Raw genomic sequence first — 16,236 nt, forward strand, 5'->3', positions numbered from 1 at the left:
GCGCACTTACATGGCAATGATTCCCGAAACCCTGGCCAACCTGAACCTGTTCGTCGATGGCGTCAGCTTCCAGGGCGATGTACCCAGCCTCACCCTGCCCAAACTCACCCTGAAGATGGAAGAACACCGCCCTGGCGGGATGGACATGCCGGTCGAGATGGACCTGGGCATGGAGAAGCAGGAAGCGGCCTTTACCACCACCGGTGTACGCCGCGAAGCGCTGAAATTCTTCGGCCTGGCCGATGGCAGCGGCTTCAACGGCACCTTCCGCGGCGCCTTCAAAGGCCTCAAGGGCAACATCACCCCGGTGGTGGTGACCTTGCGCGGCACCCTCAAGGAAATCGACATGGGCGACTGGAAGTCCGGCGACAAGGCCGAGATCAAGCACAGCGTCGGCCTGAGCTACTACAAGCTGGAAGTCGATGGCCGCCTGCTCTACGAGATCGACGCGCTGGGCATGAAGCGCGTGATCGATGGCGTTGATCAGCTGGCCGCCCAGCGCGCCGCGCTCGGCTTGTAAGGGGGCGACCATGGCTCAAGCGAAAAAGCAGCCACAGTGGCTGACCCTGAGTGCCGACCGCATCACCGTACGCCTGTCGCGCCCAAGCGAAGCCAATGGTGTGCAGGTCGACAGCCTGTCGTTGCGCGCGCCGACCGTGCGCGATATCCGCAATGCCCAGGCCGGTGGCGGCGTCGACGATGAGCAGCGTGAGCTGAACTTGTTCGCGTCGCTGGCCGAGGTCGGCATCAAGGACCTCGAAGGCCTTGCCCTGAAGGACTATAGCCGCTTGCAAAGCGGCTATTTTCGCCTGGTGCAGGACGACGAACTTTGACCCGGCCCGGCAGAAGGCCGCCGCCAGGCGGCTGGCCAAGGAGCTGAACTTTTCCGCGAGCGAAATCATGACCATGTCGTATGGCGACATGGTCTGGTGGCTCGCGCCGTGACAAGGAGGAACCTATGGCGAACACACAGGTGTTCACCCTCGGGCTCGGCGTCACCGTCATCAACCCCTTGGGGCAGGCCATCGACCTGCTGCGTCGGGATGTCGAACGCCTGCGCAGGCAGGCCGACGGCACCCGGCTCGGCCGGCTCATCGGCGAGGTGATCCGCCTGGGGTTGGAGCTCGGCAAGGTACGCCAGGTCGAACGCCAGCTGGCGCTGGACCAGGAACAGCAACATGAAAACCAGATCGCCCGATTGGGCGATGAGGTCGAGGCTGTCGAGCGTTTGCGTCAGCACTATCTGATGCTGGACCGGGTGATTGCCGGGTTGGCGCGGCTTGAGCCGTTGCCCGGCCAGATGACGGTCAATGTCTTTCAGCAATGGCACGTTTTCGTGCAAGGTCAGGTAGCCCCCGCAGCGGGCAAGGTGCAAGCACCCGTACAGGTGCCCAGAGCGGATGTCGGTGGTACCTCGCTTACCCTTGGCAAAGGACTTGCCATAACCGCTGGAGGCCTTGGAGGACTCGGACTTGGAACTGCGTACGTTCGCGCCTACCGTAAACAGCCGCCGGAAAAACAGCGAGCGATACGCGAACGTGGTTTGACGGAGTGGCGGGAGAATCGTGCCCAGACTTTGGCCAAGGTCGCCAAGGCAGTGATAACCGGCGAGGACGGAGAAGAAATGGCACGCGGTACCGGCGCTGCACTTGGCGACCTCGGTGGCCGTGTGCTGGGCGCCATGGGAGCGATGCTTTTCAGAGGCAAAGGTAAAGCGCTCGGCAAGGCCATCGGCAGTGGTAAAAGTGCAGCTGCGGATAAACCCAGGCGCACAAGAAAAAGCCAGCGTAAAGCCCATGCCAAGGAACAGCGAGAAGCCGCCAAGCAGCACGCAGCGCGAGAGGCTGAAGAGAAAAAGCAGGACGAGGCCGCCCAAAAGCGCTGGGCCGAAGCTGGCGGCCTGATTGGCGAGGCTGTGGGAGACAGGGCCGGCGGTGGGTTGTTCAATGTGCTCACGGGAGATGAAGAACCCCCTTCACAGGGCAGCGGGGCGCCTTCAGTAGCCGAGACCCAACCTGAATCTCAGGTTGCGCCTGGCTTGTCCTTGAGCTTCACAGGCAAACAGCTGCCATCGGTTGGAAGTGTCCTCAAACGTTTCCAAATGGCTGCGGTGCTGGACACTTCGTTGCAGGTACTCGACACCTACCAGAGTGATGGCACGCCCGCAGAAAAACTGGAGGGTTATGGCGAGGCTGTCGGCGGGTTGGGCGGCACCTTGGCGGGATCTTCGGCGGGATGGCTGGGTGGCGCGGCAGCCGGTGCCATGATCGGCTCGGTGGTGCCAGGCATAGGGACCGTGATCGGTGCCGCCGTCGGCGGCGCGCTTGGAAGTCTGGGCGGTGGGGCATTCGGCGGTATGGCGGGTGAATTCGCAGGTGGCTGGCTTGGCAAAACCGTGGCCTCTGTTACTGGTAACGACGCGCCCGGGGCAAGACCGGACGCGGTGGACGCTCCCGCCCAGGCAAACCGAATTCAGGAGAGCGCTGGGCCACCTGCGACCTCGACACAGCAGTCAGCGGCTGCGGTGTCACCCACCATCAATCAGCAATTCACCTTCACTGCCAACATGCCGGTGACCTTCAACAACAGCCTCGACGACCCGACCACCTTGCAACAACTCGAAGCCATCGCCCGGCGCATGCTCGAAGACCTGATGCGTCAGTCGCGTTCGGTGCAGATGGCCGATCAACCCCAACCCTGAGGAGGACCCATGACCTACCTGGAACAGTTGCAAGGCGGCTTGCATGCACTGGTCAAGGCGGGCGAGGAGGGGCGTCGGCGTGCCGACGCCATGCTCGACCCGATGCAGCAGGCGGTCGGCCACGCCAAGGAGGCCGCTGCCGAACTAGAAGCCCTGCCATGGATCGGCAAGCAAATCGGCAAGCGCCTGCAACGCACGATGCGCGCCATCGACTCGGCCAAGCAGCGCGTCGACAAGGTGATCGCCAGGTACGACCAGACCCTGGAAGTGGTGCGCAAGGTGCGGGACCAGGTCGATGCCTTTGCCGAGCACCTGGGCAAGGCCGACGCGGCCATCCGCCGGGTGATCGGCGATGTGAAGGCCGTGGCCAAGGGCGTGCTGTCGACCTTTGGCTTCGCACCCGAGGCCACGCCGGCGGCCGAGGCGATCAAGCCGTTTCCGCACCTGCTGGTGCTGCAACCCTTGAAGGCCAATGCCGCGCCTTACTACTTCAACCTCGACACCGCCGCCTTCGACCAGCTGCGCCGGCAAACGCGTTTTCGCTGGGCGGGGCAGGAGCGCCTGAGCCGGGAAAACGCCCAGCAGGCCGTCAGCCTGGGTGAAGAAACCATCAGCATCCACGGGGCGATCTTCCCCGGCTTCAAAGGTGGCCTCGGCCAGTTGCAGGCCCTGCGCGGCATTGGCCGCCAGCTACTGCCGCTGTCGCTGACCACCGGCTACGGCGAAGTGCTCGGAACCTGGTGCCTGACCAGCATCGAGGAAGACCAGGGCGCCTTGCTGGCCGGCGGCATTCCACGCAAACAAGGCTTCTCACTGGAGTTCGTCAGCTATGGACAAGACTTGCAAAACGTCTGAGGGCGATGTGCTCGATACCCTCTGCCACCATTATTACGGGCACCTCGACGGCACTGTCGAAGCGGTGCTGCAAGCCAACCAGGGGCTGGCCGACGAGGCCCAGCCGTTTCGCAGCGGGGTGATGATTCGTTTGCCGATGTTGGCGCTGGCGCAGGCCAACGTCGTGCAGCTGTGGGACTGATGCCATGCAACCGCAATTTCGTATCCAGGCCGACGGCAAGGACATCACTGCGCTGATCAACGACCGCCTGTTGTTGCTGCGCACCACCGACAAGCCGGGCATGGAGTCGGACGACTTCGAACTGCGCATCGACGCACGGGATGGCGCCCTGGCGCTGCCCGCGCGCGGCGCGCTGATCGAGGTGCACCTGGGGTACACCGGCCAGCCGCTGACCCGGCTGGGGCGTTACACCGTTGATGAGGTCGAGTTGTCCGGCCCGCCCGACACCCTGGTGATCCGTGGCAAGGCCAGTGACCTGCGTGGTACTGGCCGGACCATCCGCAGCGGCAGCTGGGAGGCCGTGCCGCTGCAGCACATCGTCGCCGAAATCGGCGCACGCAATGGCTGGCAGGCGATCTGCCCGGTACTCACCCAGGTGCAGCGGGTCGATCAGTACAATGAGTCCGACTTCAACTTCATCACCCGCCTGGCCCTGCAGTACGACAGCACCGCCAAGCTCGCCAACGGCCAGTTGCTGGTGCTGCCGCGCCAGGGCGGGCAGAGCGCCAGCGGCAAACCCCTGGATGTGGTCGGTATAGCCCGCAGCGATGTCAGCCAGTGGTATTTCCGCCTGGACGACAAATCCGCGCGCAAGGCCGTGCGTACCCGTCACCAGGACAGCGCCAGCGGTGAGCTGAAAACGGTCGAGGTGGCCAATGAGGAGGCTGCGGACGGCCAGCGGCCGGTGCACACCGACCGTCACCTGTACCCCAACCGCGCCGCCGCCGAGCAGGCGGCCAAGGCGCGGTTGGCCAGCTTCAACCGCAGCACCGCCCATGTGCGCCTCGACCTGCCAGGGCGCACCGACCTGTTCGCCGAGCGCAGCATCGACCTGCAGGGCTTTGTCGATGGCCTGGACGGGCTATACCAGATCGATTCGGTGGAGCAGGTGTTCACCGCCTCGGGCTGGCGCACCACGGTGCAGGGCAATGGCGGCAAGGCGGGCAAGGTGCAGGCCAAGGGGGCAGCGCCCCGCCGTCAGGTCGTGATCAAGGCTTGAGGACGATACAGGGAAGGAGAGTCAGACATGCTCACTGAAACGCAATTGCTACAGATTCTGCCGAACGCCCGCCCCGTTGCGGGCGTTTTTCTTTCGGCACTGAACGTCACCCTGCCACGCTGGGAGATCGACAACCCCAAGCGTGTGGCGGCGTTCATCGCCCAGGTCGGCCATGAGTCCGGCCAGTTTCGCTACGTGAAGGAGCTGGGCAACGACCGCTATCTGGCGCGCTATGACACCGGCAGCCTGGCCTTGCGCCTGGGTAACACGCCGCAGGCCGATGGCGATGGCCAGTTGTATTGCGGGCGCGGCCTGATCCAGGTCACCGGGCGCAACAACTATCAGGCCTGCAGCCGTGCGCTGTTCGGCGACGAGCGCCTGCTGGCGCAACCGCAGTTGCTGGAGCAACCGCGCTGGGCCTGCGAGTCGGCGGCGTGGTTCTGGCATTCGCGCGGGCTCAATGCCCTGGCTGACCGCGGTGAGTTCAACCGCATCACGCGTCATATCAATGGTGGGCTCAATGGGCTGGAGGATCGTCTCAAGCTCTGGGCGCGGGCGCGCGAGGTGCTGTGTTGAGCCGCTTGCAACTGGGCCTCGGTGCATTGCTGATGGTGCTGTGTGTAGCGCTGGCCTGGCAGGTGCAGGGCTGGCGTTATGGGCGGCAACTGGCGCAGCTGGCGCAAGCCCAGGCCGATGCCGAGGCTGCCCGGCTGATTGCCGAGCGCGGTCAGCGCCAGTCCCTCGAACAGCGCCTGGAACAAAGTGAAAGCCGTCATTTCAAGGAGCTTACCGATGTGCAATACGCTCAGGCTCGCCTGCGTGATCGCCTTGCTACTGCCGATCTGCGCCTGTCGGTCCTGGTCGAGCGCGACGCCATCTGCAGCGCAGTGCCTGCCGCCTCCAGCGCCGGCGGCGTGGATCATGCAACCGTACGCGCCGGACTTGAGCCGGCGCATGCTCGACGAATTATCGCCATTACCGATGAGGGGGACCGGGGGTTGATGGCGTTGCGGGCCTGTCAGGATTATGTACGCGCCTTGCGGCCTTGATCCCTTGTGTGGCGTTGTCAGGGTGGTAGGGTAATGCGCAACATTGAAGGAGCTCGTCATGGACCCGATCACCGTTCTCGCCACTCGTCTCGGCGAACACCTGCGCCGCTTCAAAGCCCAGGTGACCACCGCCGAATCCTGCACTGGCGGTGGCATCGCTGAGGCCATCACCCGCGTGCCTGGCAGCTCGGCCTGGTTCGAGGCCGGTTACGTGACCTATTCCAATGCCCAGAAAACCCGCCTGCTGAACGTGCCCGAGACGCTGTTCGCCGAGGTTGGCGCGGTCAGCCAGGAGGTGGTCGAAGCCATGGTCCGTGGCGCCCAGGCCGCCAGCGGTGCACGCTTTGCCGTGGCCGTCAGTGGCGTGGCCGGGCCCGACGGTGGTTCGCCGGCCAAGCCGGTGGGGACCGTTTGGCTGGCCTGGGCCGATGGCGAGCAGGTAACCAGCGAACGCCGGCACTTCGACGGTGACCGCGAAGCCGTACGCCGACAAACGGTGATCGCCGCGTTAGACGGCTTGTTACAGCTTGGCGCCGAGTAAATCGACGACAGGGGTTTGCGCGCGCGCTAGCCTGTGGAATAATACTGGCTACTTATACAGGTATTCCGGCCGTCAGGGCCAAGTCGAACACGTGAGGATTTCAATGGACGACAACAAGAAGCGCGCCTTGGCTGCGGCCCTGGGTCAAATCGAACGCCAATTCGGCAAAGGCGCGGTCATGCGCATGGGCGACCACGAGCGCCAGGGCATCCCAGCCATTTCCACCGGTTCCCTGGGCCTGGACATCGCGCTCGGCATCGGTGGTCTGCCCAAAGGCCGTATCGTCGAAATCTACGGCCCGGAGTCCTCGGGTAAAACCACGCTGACCCTGTCGGTCATTGCCGAAGCCCAGAAGAACGGCGCTACCTGCGCCTTCGTCGACGCCGAACACGCCCTCGACCCTGAATACGCCGGCAAGCTGGGCGTCAACGTCGACGACCTGCTGGTCTCGCAGCCGGACACCGGCGAACAGGCCCTGGAAATCACCGACATGCTGGTGCGCTCCAACGCCGTTGACGTGATCATCGTCGACTCCGTCGCCGCACTGGTGCCGAAGGCCGAGATCGAAGGCGAAATGGGCGACATGCACGTCGGCCTGCAGGCCCGCCTGATGTCCCAGGCACTGCGCAAGATCACCGGTAACATCAAGAACGCCAACTGCCTGGTCATCTTCATCAACCAGATCCGCATGAAGATCGGCGTGATGTTCGGTAGCCCGGAAACCACCACCGGTGGTAACGCCCTGAAGTTCTACGCCTCGGTACGCCTGGACATCCGCCGTACCGGCGCGGTCAAGGAAGGGGACGAAGTGGTCGGCAGCGAAACCCGCGTCAAGATCGTCAAGAACAAGGTCTCGCCTCCGTTCCGTCAGGCCGAGTTCCAGATCCTTTACGGCAAGGGTATCTACCGCAACGGCGAAATCATCGACCTGGGTGTTTCCCAAGGCCTGGTAGAGAAGTCCGGTGCCTGGTACGCCTACCAAGGCAACAAGATCGGTCAGGGCAAGGCCAACGCGGCCAAGTACCTGGCAGAGAACCCGGCCATTGGTGCCGAGATCGAGAAGCAGATTCGCGAGAAGCTGCTCAAGGCCGGTGCTGTTGCAGAAGCTGGCAAGGCTGCTGCCGCTGAAGCCGATGCCGACGACATGGCTGACGCCGACGCCGGTTATTGATAGCCGCTGGTATGTCCGCCGTGCTCGACACCCCCGTCGCCGTCAGGCGGACAGCCATGGACCTGCTCGCGCGCCGCGAGCATGGACGCGTCGAGCTGACGCGCAAGTTGCGTCAGCGCGGTGCACCGGATGAACTGATCGAGCCAGCGCTCGATCGGCTCGCCGAAGAAGGGCTGCTTAGCGAAGCCCGTTATCTGGAGAGTTTCATCCGATACCGCTCCAGTGCCGGCTATGGTCCTGCGCGTATTCGCGAGGAGCTTGGCCAGCGCGGGCTGAATCGAAGTGATATCGAGCAGGCCCTGCGTGAAAGCGAAGTGGATTGGGCGGCGCTGCTGCGGGATACCTGGCAGCGCAAGTTCGCTGGGCTTCGCCCCCAGGACCCACGAAGTCGCGCCCAGCAGACCCGGTTTCTTGCCTACCGCGGTTTCCCCATGGACATGATCGGCCGGCTGCTCAATGGCCGGGATCTGGATGATTACTGATCTGGCTTGCAACGCCCTGTAGGAGCGGCCTTGTGTCTCGAAAGGGGCGCAAGGCCGCTCTTACAAAGACCGTGCATGTTCTGCTTCAACTGACCTTCAATGCCTCCCGAGCCCGCTGAGTGGTATGCATCGGCTCCGGTTTGGCCCAGTTTTCCGGCAAGTTGATGAAATCGACCAGTTCCCGCAGTCGCCCTTGGTCACGGCCATTGAAGGCAAACGTCAGCCGCGTCAGATGGCTGAAGTTGCCCACCTCGTGTTCGGCACCACTGTCGGCGTGTTGGTAATACCGGCCACTCAGGCGCAAGTCGGCAAATCCCTCCTGAATGTCATGCAGTGCGGCCTCACTGAGCCGATGATGCATGCGGATCACGAACTGGTTCTTCAGCCAGCGGCTGGAGTGGTAATTGCTGTAGAACTGGTTGATTTCCTCGACGGCCTCATCGGCGCTGTACACCAGCCGCAGCAGCTTCAGGTCACTGGGCAGAATGTAGCGGTTCTCTTCAAGCTGGCGGCTGATGAACGCCAGGCAGTCGCGCCAGAACGTGCCACCCGGTGAGTCCAGCAGTACCACCGGCACCAGTGGGCTCTTGCCGGTCTGGATCAGCGTCAACACTTCAAGTGCTTCATCCAGCGTGCCGAAGCCGCCTGGGCAGAGTACCAGTGCATCGGCTTCCTTGACGAAGAACAGCTTGCGAATGAAGAAGAAGTGGAAGGGCAGCAGCTTGTCGGTGCCATCCACCGTGGCATTGGCATGCTGCTCGAAGGGCAGGGTGATGTTGAAACCCAGGCTATGGTCACTGCCGGCGCCTTCGTGGGCCGCAGCCATGATGCCGCCGCCGGCCCCGGTAATGACCATCAGATCGGAGCGGGCGAGGGTCGCCCCCAGCTCGCGAGCCAGGGCGTACATCGGGTGTTCCACGGGAGTGCGTGCCGAGCCGAACACGGTGACCTTGCGTCGCCCCCGGTAGCGCTGGAGCATGCGGAACGAGTGGTCCAGTTCGCGCAAGGCCTGCAAGGTGATCTTGGCGCTCCAGCGGTCGCTGTCGTCATGGGCCATGCGCAAGACCGTGAGCATCATGTCGCGGTACAGCGGCAGGTTGGGGCTGCCCGGCGCGACCAGCTGCAGTTGCTGGTCGATCTTGCTCAGGTCGATGCCGTGGTCCCTGAAGTGATTGAACAGGTGTTCATTCGATTGGTAAGGCATTCAACGTCTCCTTCTGCAGCAAAACCTCTGACCGGGCCGATGGTGTGGCTCGGCCGCGACACTACGTGTGTCGCTGGCTGCCGTGACTCGAGTGTGCATCCCGAGCATTGCAGTAGGCCTTCAAGACCGTGGCGCAGGGCTGTCAGCCCTGCGTGTCGTTTTTCGGGCCTTCGCTATCAATCTAGACCGTTGCGCCTGATCGTGCAGGCGCGAACACAGTGGCCACTCGTCGGCCTGCGACCTGCCTCGGCGAGGGTTTGGTTAACTGGAGAAGTGAAACGTGTCGATGCAGGAGGTGGCGGTATGCATCGCTTGGTCATCGAGGTAGACCGGCAGCTTTACCAGCAGCTGGAACATGCAGCCCAGGATCACCATGTGAGCCTGGAAGCAGAGTGCCGTCGCAGGCTTGCTGCACTTGAGTGTCAGTCACGCTACCTGCAGGCATTGCTGGCAGAGATGCGCGCCGACGAAGAGCCGCGGCGCGCCGAAGGAGAGCGGGTTACCTAGTCACTTCTTCTTGTTGCCAGCGGTGCAGCTGGCAGCATCGAAGGCCTGATCCATGACCGGCTGGTTGGTTTTGTACACGCTGAAGCGATAGACCATCACCGCCCCTTTGGACATCAGGTTACGGAAACCACTGTTGCGGCACACGCTGTCGCCCAACTGGCTGCGGACTTGCGCCGGGTTCTGCTGCATGCGCGCGGCATGCTCGGCACGTACGCTGAGGTGGTTGACCAGTGCCTTGCCTTCAACGGTATAACCCTGATCGAGAATGTCTTCGTTGATGGCGCGAGGGGTGCCGACACTGCTTTCCGTGGCGACCTTCTGCAGCAGCTTGTTGAGCTCGAACTCCTGCTTGGAGGCAGCCTGGGCTGCCAGTGGCAGGGTGAGCAACAGGCTCAGGGTCGGGACGATAAGACGCAGCATGAATCTCTCCTGGTTCGATGACTGGCGCTTTGACATGCGCCGGCGGCGGGCGTTCCATGAAACCCGCTGCATCGCAGGCAGATTCACGGTGGCCAATGACGCCGATTATAAGGGACCGGTTGGCTCCGCTGCACGGCCAAATGGCGCCTGCTCTGGTAGACTGGCGTTTTGCATCTTCCGAGTCCCTGCAGTGTCCAGTCACAACCCGTCCACAGGCTTGCCAGCATGAGCCACGCGGTAGCACGCCTGCGTGCCGAGCGCCTGGCACGCAGCAACAAACCTTTCATTGCCCGTGGTTCACGCGCCGAGCGTTGCCCCGATTGCCGGGTGATCGCCACCCACTGCCTGTGTGCGTGGAAGCCCAGGGTGCAGGCCGACTCCGGTGTGTGCCTGATCATGCACGACACAGAGCCATTGAAACCGACCAACACCGGCTGGCTTATCGCCGACCTGATCGAAGACACTTGTGCCTACGGCTGGTTGCGTACCTCGGTGGACGAGCGCTTGCTGGCATTGCTCGACGACCCGCAGTGGCAGCCTTACATCGTCTTCCCTGGCGAATTCGTCGCCCAGGAGCGGGTGGTCAGCGAGGTCGTCCGCGAACCCGGCAAGCGCCCGTTGTTCATCCTGCTCGATGCCACCTGGACCGAAGCCCGCAAGATGTTCCGCAAGAGCCCGTATCTTGACCGCTTCCCGGTGCTGAGCCTGCAAGCCGAGCAGATGTCGCGCTATCGCCTGCGTCGGTCCAAGCGTGACGACCATTTCTGCACCGCCGAAGTCGCTGCCATGTGCCTGGACCTGGCGGGTGACAGCCTGGCTTCCCAGGCGCTGGATGCTTACCTCGACGTGTTCAGCCTGCATTACCTCAGTGGCAAGCGTCGCCTGCCGCTGGATGATCAGGACGACACCCACCAGCGTTTGCATACCTTCCTATAGTCCAAGGGGCATAAGTCTTACTTTGGTTCATAATGACGGGGCTGGCAGCCAGGGTGGGCGAGACGGCAGGGTAGTTGGCTTGACCACCTCCGGCCGTGCTCGGCATTCTTGGCGCCGATTCCCCGCCAGGCGCTTCACTACCCCGCATGCGCCTGGCACAGAACAGGATCCATAGATCGATGGCCACATACGAAATCCTGATAGCCGATGACCACCCGCTGTTTCGTAGCGCTCTGCGCCAGGCCGTTACCCTCGGCCTGGGCGCCGATGTGCGCCTGGTTGAAGTGGCGAGCATCGCCGAACTGGAAACCCGCCTGAGTGAAAAAGCCGACTGGGACCTGGTCCTGCTGGACTTGAACATGCCGGGTGCCTATGGCTTCTCCGGGCTGGTCCTGCTGCGCGGCCAGTACCCGCAGATTCCGGTAGTAATGGTCTCGGCGCAGGAAGAGGCCGCCGTGGTGGTGAAGTCCCGCGAGTTCGGTGCCAGCGGCTTCATTCCGAAGTCCAGCGGCCTTGAAGTCATTCAGGATGCCGTGAGAAAGGTGCTCGATGGCGATGTCTGGTGGCCACCGCAAGCCTTCGAGAAGGTCGATGTCTCGGCTGAAGCCAAGGCCGCCAGTGAAGGCCTGGCCAGCCTCACCCCACAGCAGTTCCGCGTGCTGACCATGGTCTGCGAAGGTTTGCTGAACAAGCAGATCGCCTATGAACTGAGTGTGTCGGAAGCGACCATCAAGGCCCATGTAACCGCTATCTTCCGCAAGCTGGGCGTGCGCACCCGCACCCAGGCGGCGCTGTTGCTGCAACAACTTGAATCGGTTGCCAGTAGCTGACGGCGCCTGGATTCACGCTTTTTTGACCCGTGCCGCACTAGTCTGCTGGCCTTTCTGTTGTGAAGTGACTCACATGACATCGCCATTCAAAGGCCAGACCGGCCTGAAACGCATCTTCAACGCCGCTGGCTACTCGCTGGACGGCCTGCGCGCCGCCTTCAAGGGCGAGGCCGCCTTCCGCCAGCTGGTACTGCTCAACGTGCTGCTGATCCCGATTGCCTTCTGGCTGCCGGTCAGCCGTGCCGAGCGGGCAATCATGATCGCCGTGTGCCTGCTCGGCCTGATTGTCGAGCTGTTCAACTCGGCAGTGGAAGCAGCCATCGATCGTATCTCGCTGGAGCGCCACCCGTTGTCGAAGAACGCCAAGGACATGGGCAGCGCCGCGCAGCTGGTGGCGCTGACCATGGTCGCGCTTGTGTGGGGTGTGATTCTGCTTTAAGCGATCGGCGGCAAGACGATCTCGTCACTGCGGGTAAAGCCCGCAGTGAAGTTGCGGCACAATTCCAGGAATTCACGCATCGCCGAAGTCTGGTATTTCTGCTTGTGCCAAATGAAGTAGAACTGGCGCATCAGGTCCAGCTCCGGCGTCTCCACCGGTACCAGGCTACCGCGGCGGAAAGCATCGCGCAGAGCCAGGCGGGAGATGCAGCCGATACCCAGGCCCGATTCCACGGCACGCTTGATCGCCTCGGTGTGTTCAAGCTCCAGGCGGATGTTGAGGCTGGTGCGGTGATGACGCATGGCTTGGTCGAAGGTCAGGCGGGTGCCGGAACCCTGCTCGCGCAAGATCCAGGCCTCCTGCGACAGGGCTTCGACATCGGCGCGGCCGGCCTTGGCCAGTGGATGTTGCGGTGCACAGAACACCACCAGCTCATCCTCGACCCACGGCTGCACCTCCAGATCCGGGTGGTTGCAGTCACCTTCGATCAGACCCAGATCAATTTCGTATTGCGCAACCTGGTGCACGATATGCGCAGTGTTCTGCACATGCAGCTTGACTTGGCTCTCCGGGTGTATCTGCATGAAGCTGCCGATCAGCAGGGTGGCCAGGTAATTGCCGATGGTCAGCGTGGCACCGACCGCCAGCGAGCCGAAGCCGGACTTGCCGTTGAGCAGGTCTTCGATTTCCTTGGCCTGGTCGAGCAGGGCGACGGCCTGGGGCAGCAACTGATGGCCCAGGGCATTGAGTGCCAGGCGCTTGCCGGCGCGGTCGAACAGCTGGCAGCTCGATTGCCGCTCAAGTTCGGTAATGGACGTGCTTGCCGCCGACTGTGAAAGCGCGAGCACGCTGGCAGCCCGCGACACACTCTGGTGCTGGGCCACGGCGACGAATACCTGAAGCTGACGAAGTGTAAATCGCATATCTATATAACCGATAACACATATCTTGATAATTCAGTTAACAGATATTCTCGCTGCCCCTAAACTATCGCGCAACTGTGCGCCTTGCCCGCGCCGCGTTTTTCTTCAGGAGTTTCCTAGATGAGCAACATGAACCACGAACGTGTCCTCAGTGTGCACCACTGGAACGACACCCTGTTCAGCTTCAAGTGCACCCGCGACCCGGGCCTGCGCTTCGAGAACGGTCAGTTCGTGATGATCGGCCTGCAGCAGGAAAGCGGCCGTCCGCTCATGCGCGCCTATTCCATCGCTTCGCCGAACTGGGAAGAGCACCTGGAGTTCTTCAGCATCAAGGTCCCGGACGGCCCGCTGACCTCGCAGCTGCAGCACCTGAAGGAAGGCGACGAGATCATCATCAGCAAGAAGCCAACCGGTACCCTGGTCCTCGACGACCTGAAGCCGGGCAAGCACCTGTACCTGCTGAGCACCGGCACCGGCCTGGCGCCGTTCATGAGCGTCATCCAGGACCCGGAAACCTACGAGCGCTTTGAAAAGGTGATCCTGGTTCACGGTGTGCGTTACGTCAACGAAGTGGCCTACAAAGAATTCATCACCGAGCACCTGCCGCAGAACGAGTTCTTCGGTGAATCGGTCCGTGACAAGCTGATCTACTACCCGACCGTGACCCGCGAGCCGTTCGAAAACCAGGGCCGCCTGACCGACCTGATGCGCAGCGGCAAGCTGTTCAGCGATATCGGCCTGCCACCGATCAACCCAGAGGACGACCGCGCGATGATCTGCGGTAGCCCGAGCATGCTCGACGAGACCAGCGAAGTGCTCGACAGCTTCGGCCTGAAAGTCTCCCCGCGCATGCGCGAGCCGGGTGACTACCTGATCGAGCGTGCCTTCGTCGAGAAATAAGACGAACGCAGCAACGAAAAAACGCAGACCTGGATCTGCGTTTTTTTATGCCTGCACGGCGGTGATTTTCAGCCTTCCCGAACGACTTCCAGCACCTGGATCTGATCCGGTTGCGGGTAATGCCAGCGGACCTGCACATCCCAGAACTTCACCCCGTACACCCGTTCCGGCGGTGGCACCTGATAGGCCGGGCGCGGGTCCTGCGCCAGGCACTGCTCGATCAGTTCCACCAGCGGCTCGCCAAGGCGCAGCCCATGCGCGTGGGCCTGGGGCAGGGCACTGTCGCTCCAGCCAACGGCAATCGCGACTGGCGCATCACTGGCCATCAGGTTGCTTGCCCCGGCAACGCTGTCGGCGTAAGGGACATAAGGTTTGATGTCCAGTACCGGCGTGCCGTCCAGCAGGTCGATCCCGGACAGCAGCAGGCGCCTTGGCTCCACGCCCTCCAGGCGCACCACCGACTGGCCGATGCCGTTGGGGCGGTGGGTGGCGCGGGTGGCGAACACGCCCATGCTCTTGTTGCCGCCCAGGCGTGGCGGGCGCACTTTCAGGCGCGGTTTGTCTTCCAATGCCTGGTGGAACAGGAACAGCAACCAGACATGGCTGACCTGCTCCAGCCCGGCCACCGCATCGCCCTGATCGAACGGCGGCAGCAGTTCCAGCACCCCGCGGGCAGCTGGCGCCAGCTGCGGCTGGCGCGGGATGGCAAACTTCTCCTTGAAGCAGGAACGGACGATGCCGACCGGTGCAACCGTATGCTGCATGGCCACTCAGCCGCGCACGCGCAGGGTCAGGCCCTTGAGGAAGTTGCGCAGCAGCTGGTCGCCACACGGGCGATAGTTGTCATGCCCGACCTTGCGGAACAACGCGCTGAGTTCAGGCTTGGACACCGGAAAATTGACCGTCTTGAGGATGGCGTGCAGGTCTTCTTCCTTGAGTTCGAAGGCCACCCGCAGTTTTTTCAGGATGGTGTTGTTGGTCACCGGCAGCTCGACGGGCTGTGGTGGGCGGCTGTCGTCCTTGCCACGGCGGTGGATCACCAGGCCGTCGAGAAAGTGCGCCATGACCCGCTCCGGGCAACGCACGAAACCGGCTTCGTCTTCCTTCTTCAAGTAGGTGGCGAGCACGATCGGGTTAACTTCGAGGCCGGACAGCGCGATGATTTCGGCCATCTTGGCGTCGTTCACCTTGAGCATGTAGCGCAGGCTGCGCAGGACATCGTTGTGGTTCATTGTTGCAAAATCCTGTTCAGTAGCCACGCCGGGGGCGTGGCGCATTGCTTAGAAACGTTCGGTGGCTGCCAGGTAACGCCACTGCCCCACAGGCAGCTTGCCCATCGACACCCCCCCCAGGCGAATGCGGCGCATGCCCAGCACTTCCAGGCGCAGGTAGGCGCACAGTTCGCTGATCTGCCCGGGTTGCGGGTTTTTCACGACCAGGCGCAAGTGGGTCTCGTTCTGCCAGCTGGCCTTGGCCTTGGGTAGCTCCCGGTCATTACGCGTCGCACCGCGCGCCAGGCGCTCCAAGGCCTGAGGCGTAGTCTCACCGCGCACTTCGATGATGTATTCCTGCTCCATGCGGCGCAGGTCGGCGTCGATCTTGCGGGTGACCCGCCAGTCCTGAGTGAACACCTGCAGGCCGGTGGCGCCACGTTCCAGCGGCGCCAGGCAGGTCAGCCGGGCAAAGTGTCCGTGCAGAGGCCGTACGCCTTCGCGGTGGGCCTCGCTGAGGTTGCCCATATTCATGCTGGCGCGAGCGGTTTCGCTATCGACACCGGCCGCTTGGTGCATCAGCAGGGTGACCGGTTCCAATGCCTCGGCCCGTGCTCCCGGCAGCAGTTCGACGCGTTGCTCGTCGACTTTGAACTGGGGCTGCTCGACCACCACGCCATCGACCGTGACCCAGCCTCCTTCGATATACAGCTCGGCCTCGCGGCGGGAGCAACCAAGCTGCTCGATGAGGCGTTTGGACAGGCGGACGGGTTCGGACATGGGGCAATTCGCAAGGCAGGGAAAGACCTACATTGTACCTGCCTGTGCGCGGTTGATGATGGGAATC

The 16,236-nt window shown here is 62.9% G+C and carries 22 protein-coding genes; 16 read left to right on the forward strand and 6 right to left on the reverse strand.

Translation table 11 applies throughout. From position 1 onward, the window contains the following. Positions 1 to 10: 10 nt before the first annotated feature. From ACIPZ8_RS19100 to recX, 11 genes are all read left to right on the forward strand, one after another. Complete coding sequence (locus ACIPZ8_RS19100; protein ID WP_054885338.1) at positions 11 to 520, forward strand: phage major tail tube protein; 510 nt, start codon at positions 11 to 13, stop codon at positions 518 to 520. Positions 521 to 530: 10 nt separating this feature from the next. Beyond that, positions 531 to 833, forward strand: a complete 303-nt coding sequence (locus ACIPZ8_RS19105) for a phage tail assembly protein (protein ID WP_400726251.1) — start codon at positions 531 to 533, stop codon at positions 831 to 833. A 125-nt stretch (positions 834 to 958) separates the two neighbouring features. After that, a complete protein-coding gene (locus tag ACIPZ8_RS19110) occupies positions 959 to 2,701 on the forward strand; it encodes a hypothetical protein (protein WP_400726254.1) in 1,743 nt (580 codons plus the stop codon). Positions 2,702 to 2,710: 9 nt separating this feature from the next. Beyond that, a complete protein-coding gene (locus ACIPZ8_RS19115) occupies positions 2,711 to 3,556 on the forward strand; it encodes a phage tail protein (RefSeq protein WP_400726257.1) in 846 nt (281 codons plus the stop codon). After that, the gene (locus tag ACIPZ8_RS19120) at positions 3,531 to 3,737 is read left to right on the forward strand and encodes a tail protein X (RefSeq protein WP_400726260.1); all 207 of its coding nucleotides are present in this window, start codon (positions 3,531 to 3,533) and stop codon (positions 3,735 to 3,737) included. Before ACIPZ8_RS19115 ends, ACIPZ8_RS19120 begins: the two co-directional genes overlap by 26 nt. Before the next feature lie 4 nt (positions 3,738 to 3,741). Beyond that, on the forward strand, positions 3,742 to 4,776 hold the full coding sequence (locus tag ACIPZ8_RS19125; RefSeq protein ID WP_400726263.1) for a phage late control D family protein: 1,035 nt from the start codon (positions 3,742 to 3,744) through the stop codon (positions 4,774 to 4,776). A 27-nt stretch (positions 4,777 to 4,803) separates the two neighbouring features. Then, on the forward strand, positions 4,804 to 5,352 hold the full coding sequence (locus tag ACIPZ8_RS19130) for a glycoside hydrolase family 19 protein (RefSeq protein ID WP_274084608.1): 549 nt from the start codon (positions 4,804 to 4,806) through the stop codon (positions 5,350 to 5,352). 32 nt (positions 5,353 to 5,384) lie between these two features. Further along, positions 5,385 to 5,825 carry a lysis system i-spanin subunit Rz gene (locus tag ACIPZ8_RS19135; protein ID WP_400726656.1) on the forward strand — a complete coding sequence of 147 codons (441 nt, stop codon included), beginning with the start codon at positions 5,385 to 5,387 and terminating at the stop codon, positions 5,823 to 5,825. 58 nt (positions 5,826 to 5,883) lie between these two features. Continuing rightward, complete coding sequence (locus ACIPZ8_RS19140) at positions 5,884 to 6,366, forward strand: CinA family protein (protein ID WP_400726266.1); 483 nt, start codon at positions 5,884 to 5,886, stop codon at positions 6,364 to 6,366. Positions 6,367 to 6,469: 103 nt separating this feature from the next. Further along, positions 6,470 to 7,537, forward strand: a complete 1,068-nt coding sequence (recA, locus tag ACIPZ8_RS19145) for a recombinase RecA (protein ID WP_054883434.1) — start codon at positions 6,470 to 6,472, stop codon at positions 7,535 to 7,537. 11 nt (positions 7,538 to 7,548) lie between these two features. Continuing rightward, complete coding sequence (gene recX, locus ACIPZ8_RS19150; RefSeq protein ID WP_400726268.1) at positions 7,549 to 8,019, forward strand: recombination regulator RecX; 471 nt, start codon at positions 7,549 to 7,551, stop codon at positions 8,017 to 8,019. An 85-nt stretch (positions 8,020 to 8,104) separates the two neighbouring features. On the opposite strand, the gene ACIPZ8_RS19155 is transcribed toward recX, so the two are convergent. Continuing rightward, positions 8,105 to 9,223 carry an LOG family protein gene (locus tag ACIPZ8_RS19155; RefSeq protein WP_400726271.1) on the reverse strand — a complete coding sequence of 373 codons (1,119 nt, stop codon included), beginning with the start codon at positions 9,221 to 9,223 and terminating at the stop codon, positions 8,105 to 8,107. A 303-nt stretch (positions 9,224 to 9,526) separates the two neighbouring features. Between ACIPZ8_RS19155 and ACIPZ8_RS19160 the strand changes: the two genes are divergently transcribed. Beyond that, entirely contained in the window at positions 9,527 to 9,730 is a 204-nt protein-coding gene (locus ACIPZ8_RS19160; RefSeq protein ID WP_103445302.1) for a hypothetical protein, read from the forward strand. Here the strand turns inward: ACIPZ8_RS19160 and ACIPZ8_RS19165 are convergent, their stop codons facing one another. Next, complete coding sequence (locus ACIPZ8_RS19165; RefSeq protein ID WP_085675646.1) at positions 9,731 to 10,150, reverse strand: quorum-sensing-regulated virulence factor family protein; 420 nt, start codon at positions 10,148 to 10,150, stop codon at positions 9,731 to 9,733. A gap of 225 nt (positions 10,151 to 10,375) precedes the next feature. Here ACIPZ8_RS19165 and ACIPZ8_RS19170 point away from each other — a divergent pair, with 225 nt between their 5' ends. The 3 genes from ACIPZ8_RS19170 (at position 10,376) to ACIPZ8_RS19180 (ending at position 12,355) form a co-directional block, all read left to right on the forward strand. Then, positions 10,376 to 11,086, forward strand: coding sequence for a tRNA-uridine aminocarboxypropyltransferase (locus ACIPZ8_RS19170; RefSeq protein WP_400726275.1), 711 nt, complete (start codon positions 10,376 to 10,378; stop codon positions 11,084 to 11,086). A gap of 179 nt (positions 11,087 to 11,265) precedes the next feature. Then, complete coding sequence (erdR, locus tag ACIPZ8_RS19175; RefSeq protein WP_159411748.1) at positions 11,266 to 11,916, forward strand: response regulator transcription factor ErdR; 651 nt, start codon at positions 11,266 to 11,268, stop codon at positions 11,914 to 11,916. 73 nt (positions 11,917 to 11,989) lie between these two features. Next, positions 11,990 to 12,355, forward strand: coding sequence for a diacylglycerol kinase (locus ACIPZ8_RS19180; protein ID WP_010952700.1), 366 nt, complete (start codon positions 11,990 to 11,992; stop codon positions 12,353 to 12,355). Here ACIPZ8_RS19180 and finR read toward each other — a convergent pair. Continuing rightward, complete coding sequence (finR, locus tag ACIPZ8_RS19185) at positions 12,352 to 13,278, reverse strand: LysR family transcriptional regulator FinR (RefSeq protein ID WP_110637251.1); 927 nt, start codon at positions 13,276 to 13,278, stop codon at positions 12,352 to 12,354. The genes ACIPZ8_RS19180 and finR overlap by 4 nt on opposite strands. 120 nt (positions 13,279 to 13,398) lie before the next feature. Here finR and fpr point away from each other — a divergent pair, with 120 nt between their 5' ends. Continuing rightward, entirely contained in the window at positions 13,399 to 14,178 is a 780-nt protein-coding gene (gene fpr / locus ACIPZ8_RS19190) for a ferredoxin-NADP reductase (protein WP_400655651.1), read from the forward strand. A gap of 68 nt (positions 14,179 to 14,246) precedes the next feature. On the opposite strand, the gene tsaA is transcribed toward fpr, so the two are convergent. The 3 genes from tsaA to ACIPZ8_RS19205 are packed head-to-tail and all read right to left on the reverse strand — an operon-like array spanning position 14,247 to position 16,169. Next, the gene (gene tsaA / locus ACIPZ8_RS19195) at positions 14,247 to 14,942 is read right to left on the reverse strand and encodes a tRNA (N6-threonylcarbamoyladenosine(37)-N6)-methyltransferase TrmO (protein WP_400726278.1); all 696 of its coding nucleotides are present in this window, start codon (positions 14,940 to 14,942) and stop codon (positions 14,247 to 14,249) included. A 6-nt stretch (positions 14,943 to 14,948) separates the two neighbouring features. Beyond that, positions 14,949 to 15,410, reverse strand: coding sequence for a DUF1456 family protein (locus ACIPZ8_RS19200; RefSeq protein WP_103445297.1), 462 nt, complete (start codon positions 15,408 to 15,410; stop codon positions 14,949 to 14,951). Positions 15,411 to 15,458: 48 nt separating this feature from the next. Continuing rightward, positions 15,459 to 16,169 carry an rRNA pseudouridine synthase gene (locus ACIPZ8_RS19205; RefSeq protein WP_400726281.1) on the reverse strand — a complete coding sequence of 237 codons (711 nt, stop codon included), beginning with the start codon at positions 16,167 to 16,169 and terminating at the stop codon, positions 15,459 to 15,461. Positions 16,170 to 16,236 lie beyond the last annotated feature (67 nt).

Source organism: Pseudomonas sp. NPDC089422 (genome assembly GCF_044749405.1).
In the GTDB taxonomy this organism is placed as follows: domain Bacteria; phylum Pseudomonadota; class Gammaproteobacteria; order Pseudomonadales; family Pseudomonadaceae; genus Aquipseudomonas.

Excerpts from the sequence above, each read along its gene's own strand:
- ACIPZ8_RS19205 (WP_400726281.1), bottom strand. The coding sequence starts at position 16,169 with ATGTCCGAACCCGTCCGCCTGTCCAAACGCCTCATCGAGCAGCTTGGT.
- ACIPZ8_RS19100 (WP_054885338.1), top strand. The coding sequence starts at position 11 with ATGGCAATGATTCCCGAAACCCTGGCCAACCTGAACCTGTTCGTCGAT.
- ACIPZ8_RS19200 (WP_103445297.1), bottom strand. The coding sequence starts at position 15,410 with ATGAACCACAACGATGTCCTGCGCAGCCTGCGCTACATGCTCAAGGTG.
- tsaA (WP_400726278.1), bottom strand. The coding sequence starts at position 14,942 with ATGCAGCATACGGTTGCACCGGTCGGCATCGTCCGTTCCTGCTTCAAG.
- ACIPZ8_RS19165 (WP_085675646.1), bottom strand. The coding sequence starts at position 10,150 with ATGCTGCGTCTTATCGTCCCGACCCTGAGCCTGTTGCTCACCCTGCCA.
- fpr (WP_400655651.1), top strand. The coding sequence starts at position 13,399 with ATGAGCAACATGAACCACGAACGTGTCCTCAGTGTGCACCACTGGAAC.
- ACIPZ8_RS19120 (WP_400726260.1), top strand. The coding sequence starts at position 3,531 with ATGGACAAGACTTGCAAAACGTCTGAGGGCGATGTGCTCGATACCCTC.
- erdR (WP_159411748.1), top strand. The coding sequence starts at position 11,266 with ATGGCCACATACGAAATCCTGATAGCCGATGACCACCCGCTGTTTCGT.
- ACIPZ8_RS19105 (WP_400726251.1), top strand. The coding sequence starts at position 531 with ATGGCTCAAGCGAAAAAGCAGCCACAGTGGCTGACCCTGAGTGCCGAC.
- ACIPZ8_RS19115 (WP_400726257.1), top strand. The coding sequence starts at position 2,711 with ATGACCTACCTGGAACAGTTGCAAGGCGGCTTGCATGCACTGGTCAAG.
- finR (WP_110637251.1), bottom strand. The coding sequence starts at position 13,278 with ATGCGATTTACACTTCGTCAGCTTCAGGTATTCGTCGCCGTGGCCCAG.
- ACIPZ8_RS19130 (WP_274084608.1), top strand. The coding sequence starts at position 4,804 with ATGCTCACTGAAACGCAATTGCTACAGATTCTGCCGAACGCCCGCCCC.
- recX (WP_400726268.1), top strand. The coding sequence starts at position 7,549 with ATGTCCGCCGTGCTCGACACCCCCGTCGCCGTCAGGCGGACAGCCATG.
- ACIPZ8_RS19160 (WP_103445302.1), top strand. The coding sequence starts at position 9,527 with ATGCATCGCTTGGTCATCGAGGTAGACCGGCAGCTTTACCAGCAGCTG.
- ACIPZ8_RS19180 (WP_010952700.1), top strand. The coding sequence starts at position 11,990 with ATGACATCGCCATTCAAAGGCCAGACCGGCCTGAAACGCATCTTCAAC.
- ACIPZ8_RS19135 (WP_400726656.1), top strand. The coding sequence starts at position 5,385 with ATGGTGCTGTGTGTAGCGCTGGCCTGGCAGGTGCAGGGCTGGCGTTAT.
- ACIPZ8_RS19140 (WP_400726266.1), top strand. The coding sequence starts at position 5,884 with ATGGACCCGATCACCGTTCTCGCCACTCGTCTCGGCGAACACCTGCGC.
- recA (WP_054883434.1), top strand. The coding sequence starts at position 6,470 with ATGGACGACAACAAGAAGCGCGCCTTGGCTGCGGCCCTGGGTCAAATC.
- ACIPZ8_RS19170 (WP_400726275.1), top strand. The coding sequence starts at position 10,376 with ATGAGCCACGCGGTAGCACGCCTGCGTGCCGAGCGCCTGGCACGCAGC.
- ACIPZ8_RS19125 (WP_400726263.1), top strand. The coding sequence starts at position 3,742 with ATGCAACCGCAATTTCGTATCCAGGCCGACGGCAAGGACATCACTGCG.
- ACIPZ8_RS19155 (WP_400726271.1), bottom strand. The coding sequence starts at position 9,223 with ATGCCTTACCAATCGAATGAACACCTGTTCAATCACTTCAGGGACCAC.
- ACIPZ8_RS19110 (WP_400726254.1), top strand. The coding sequence starts at position 959 with ATGGCGAACACACAGGTGTTCACCCTCGGGCTCGGCGTCACCGTCATC.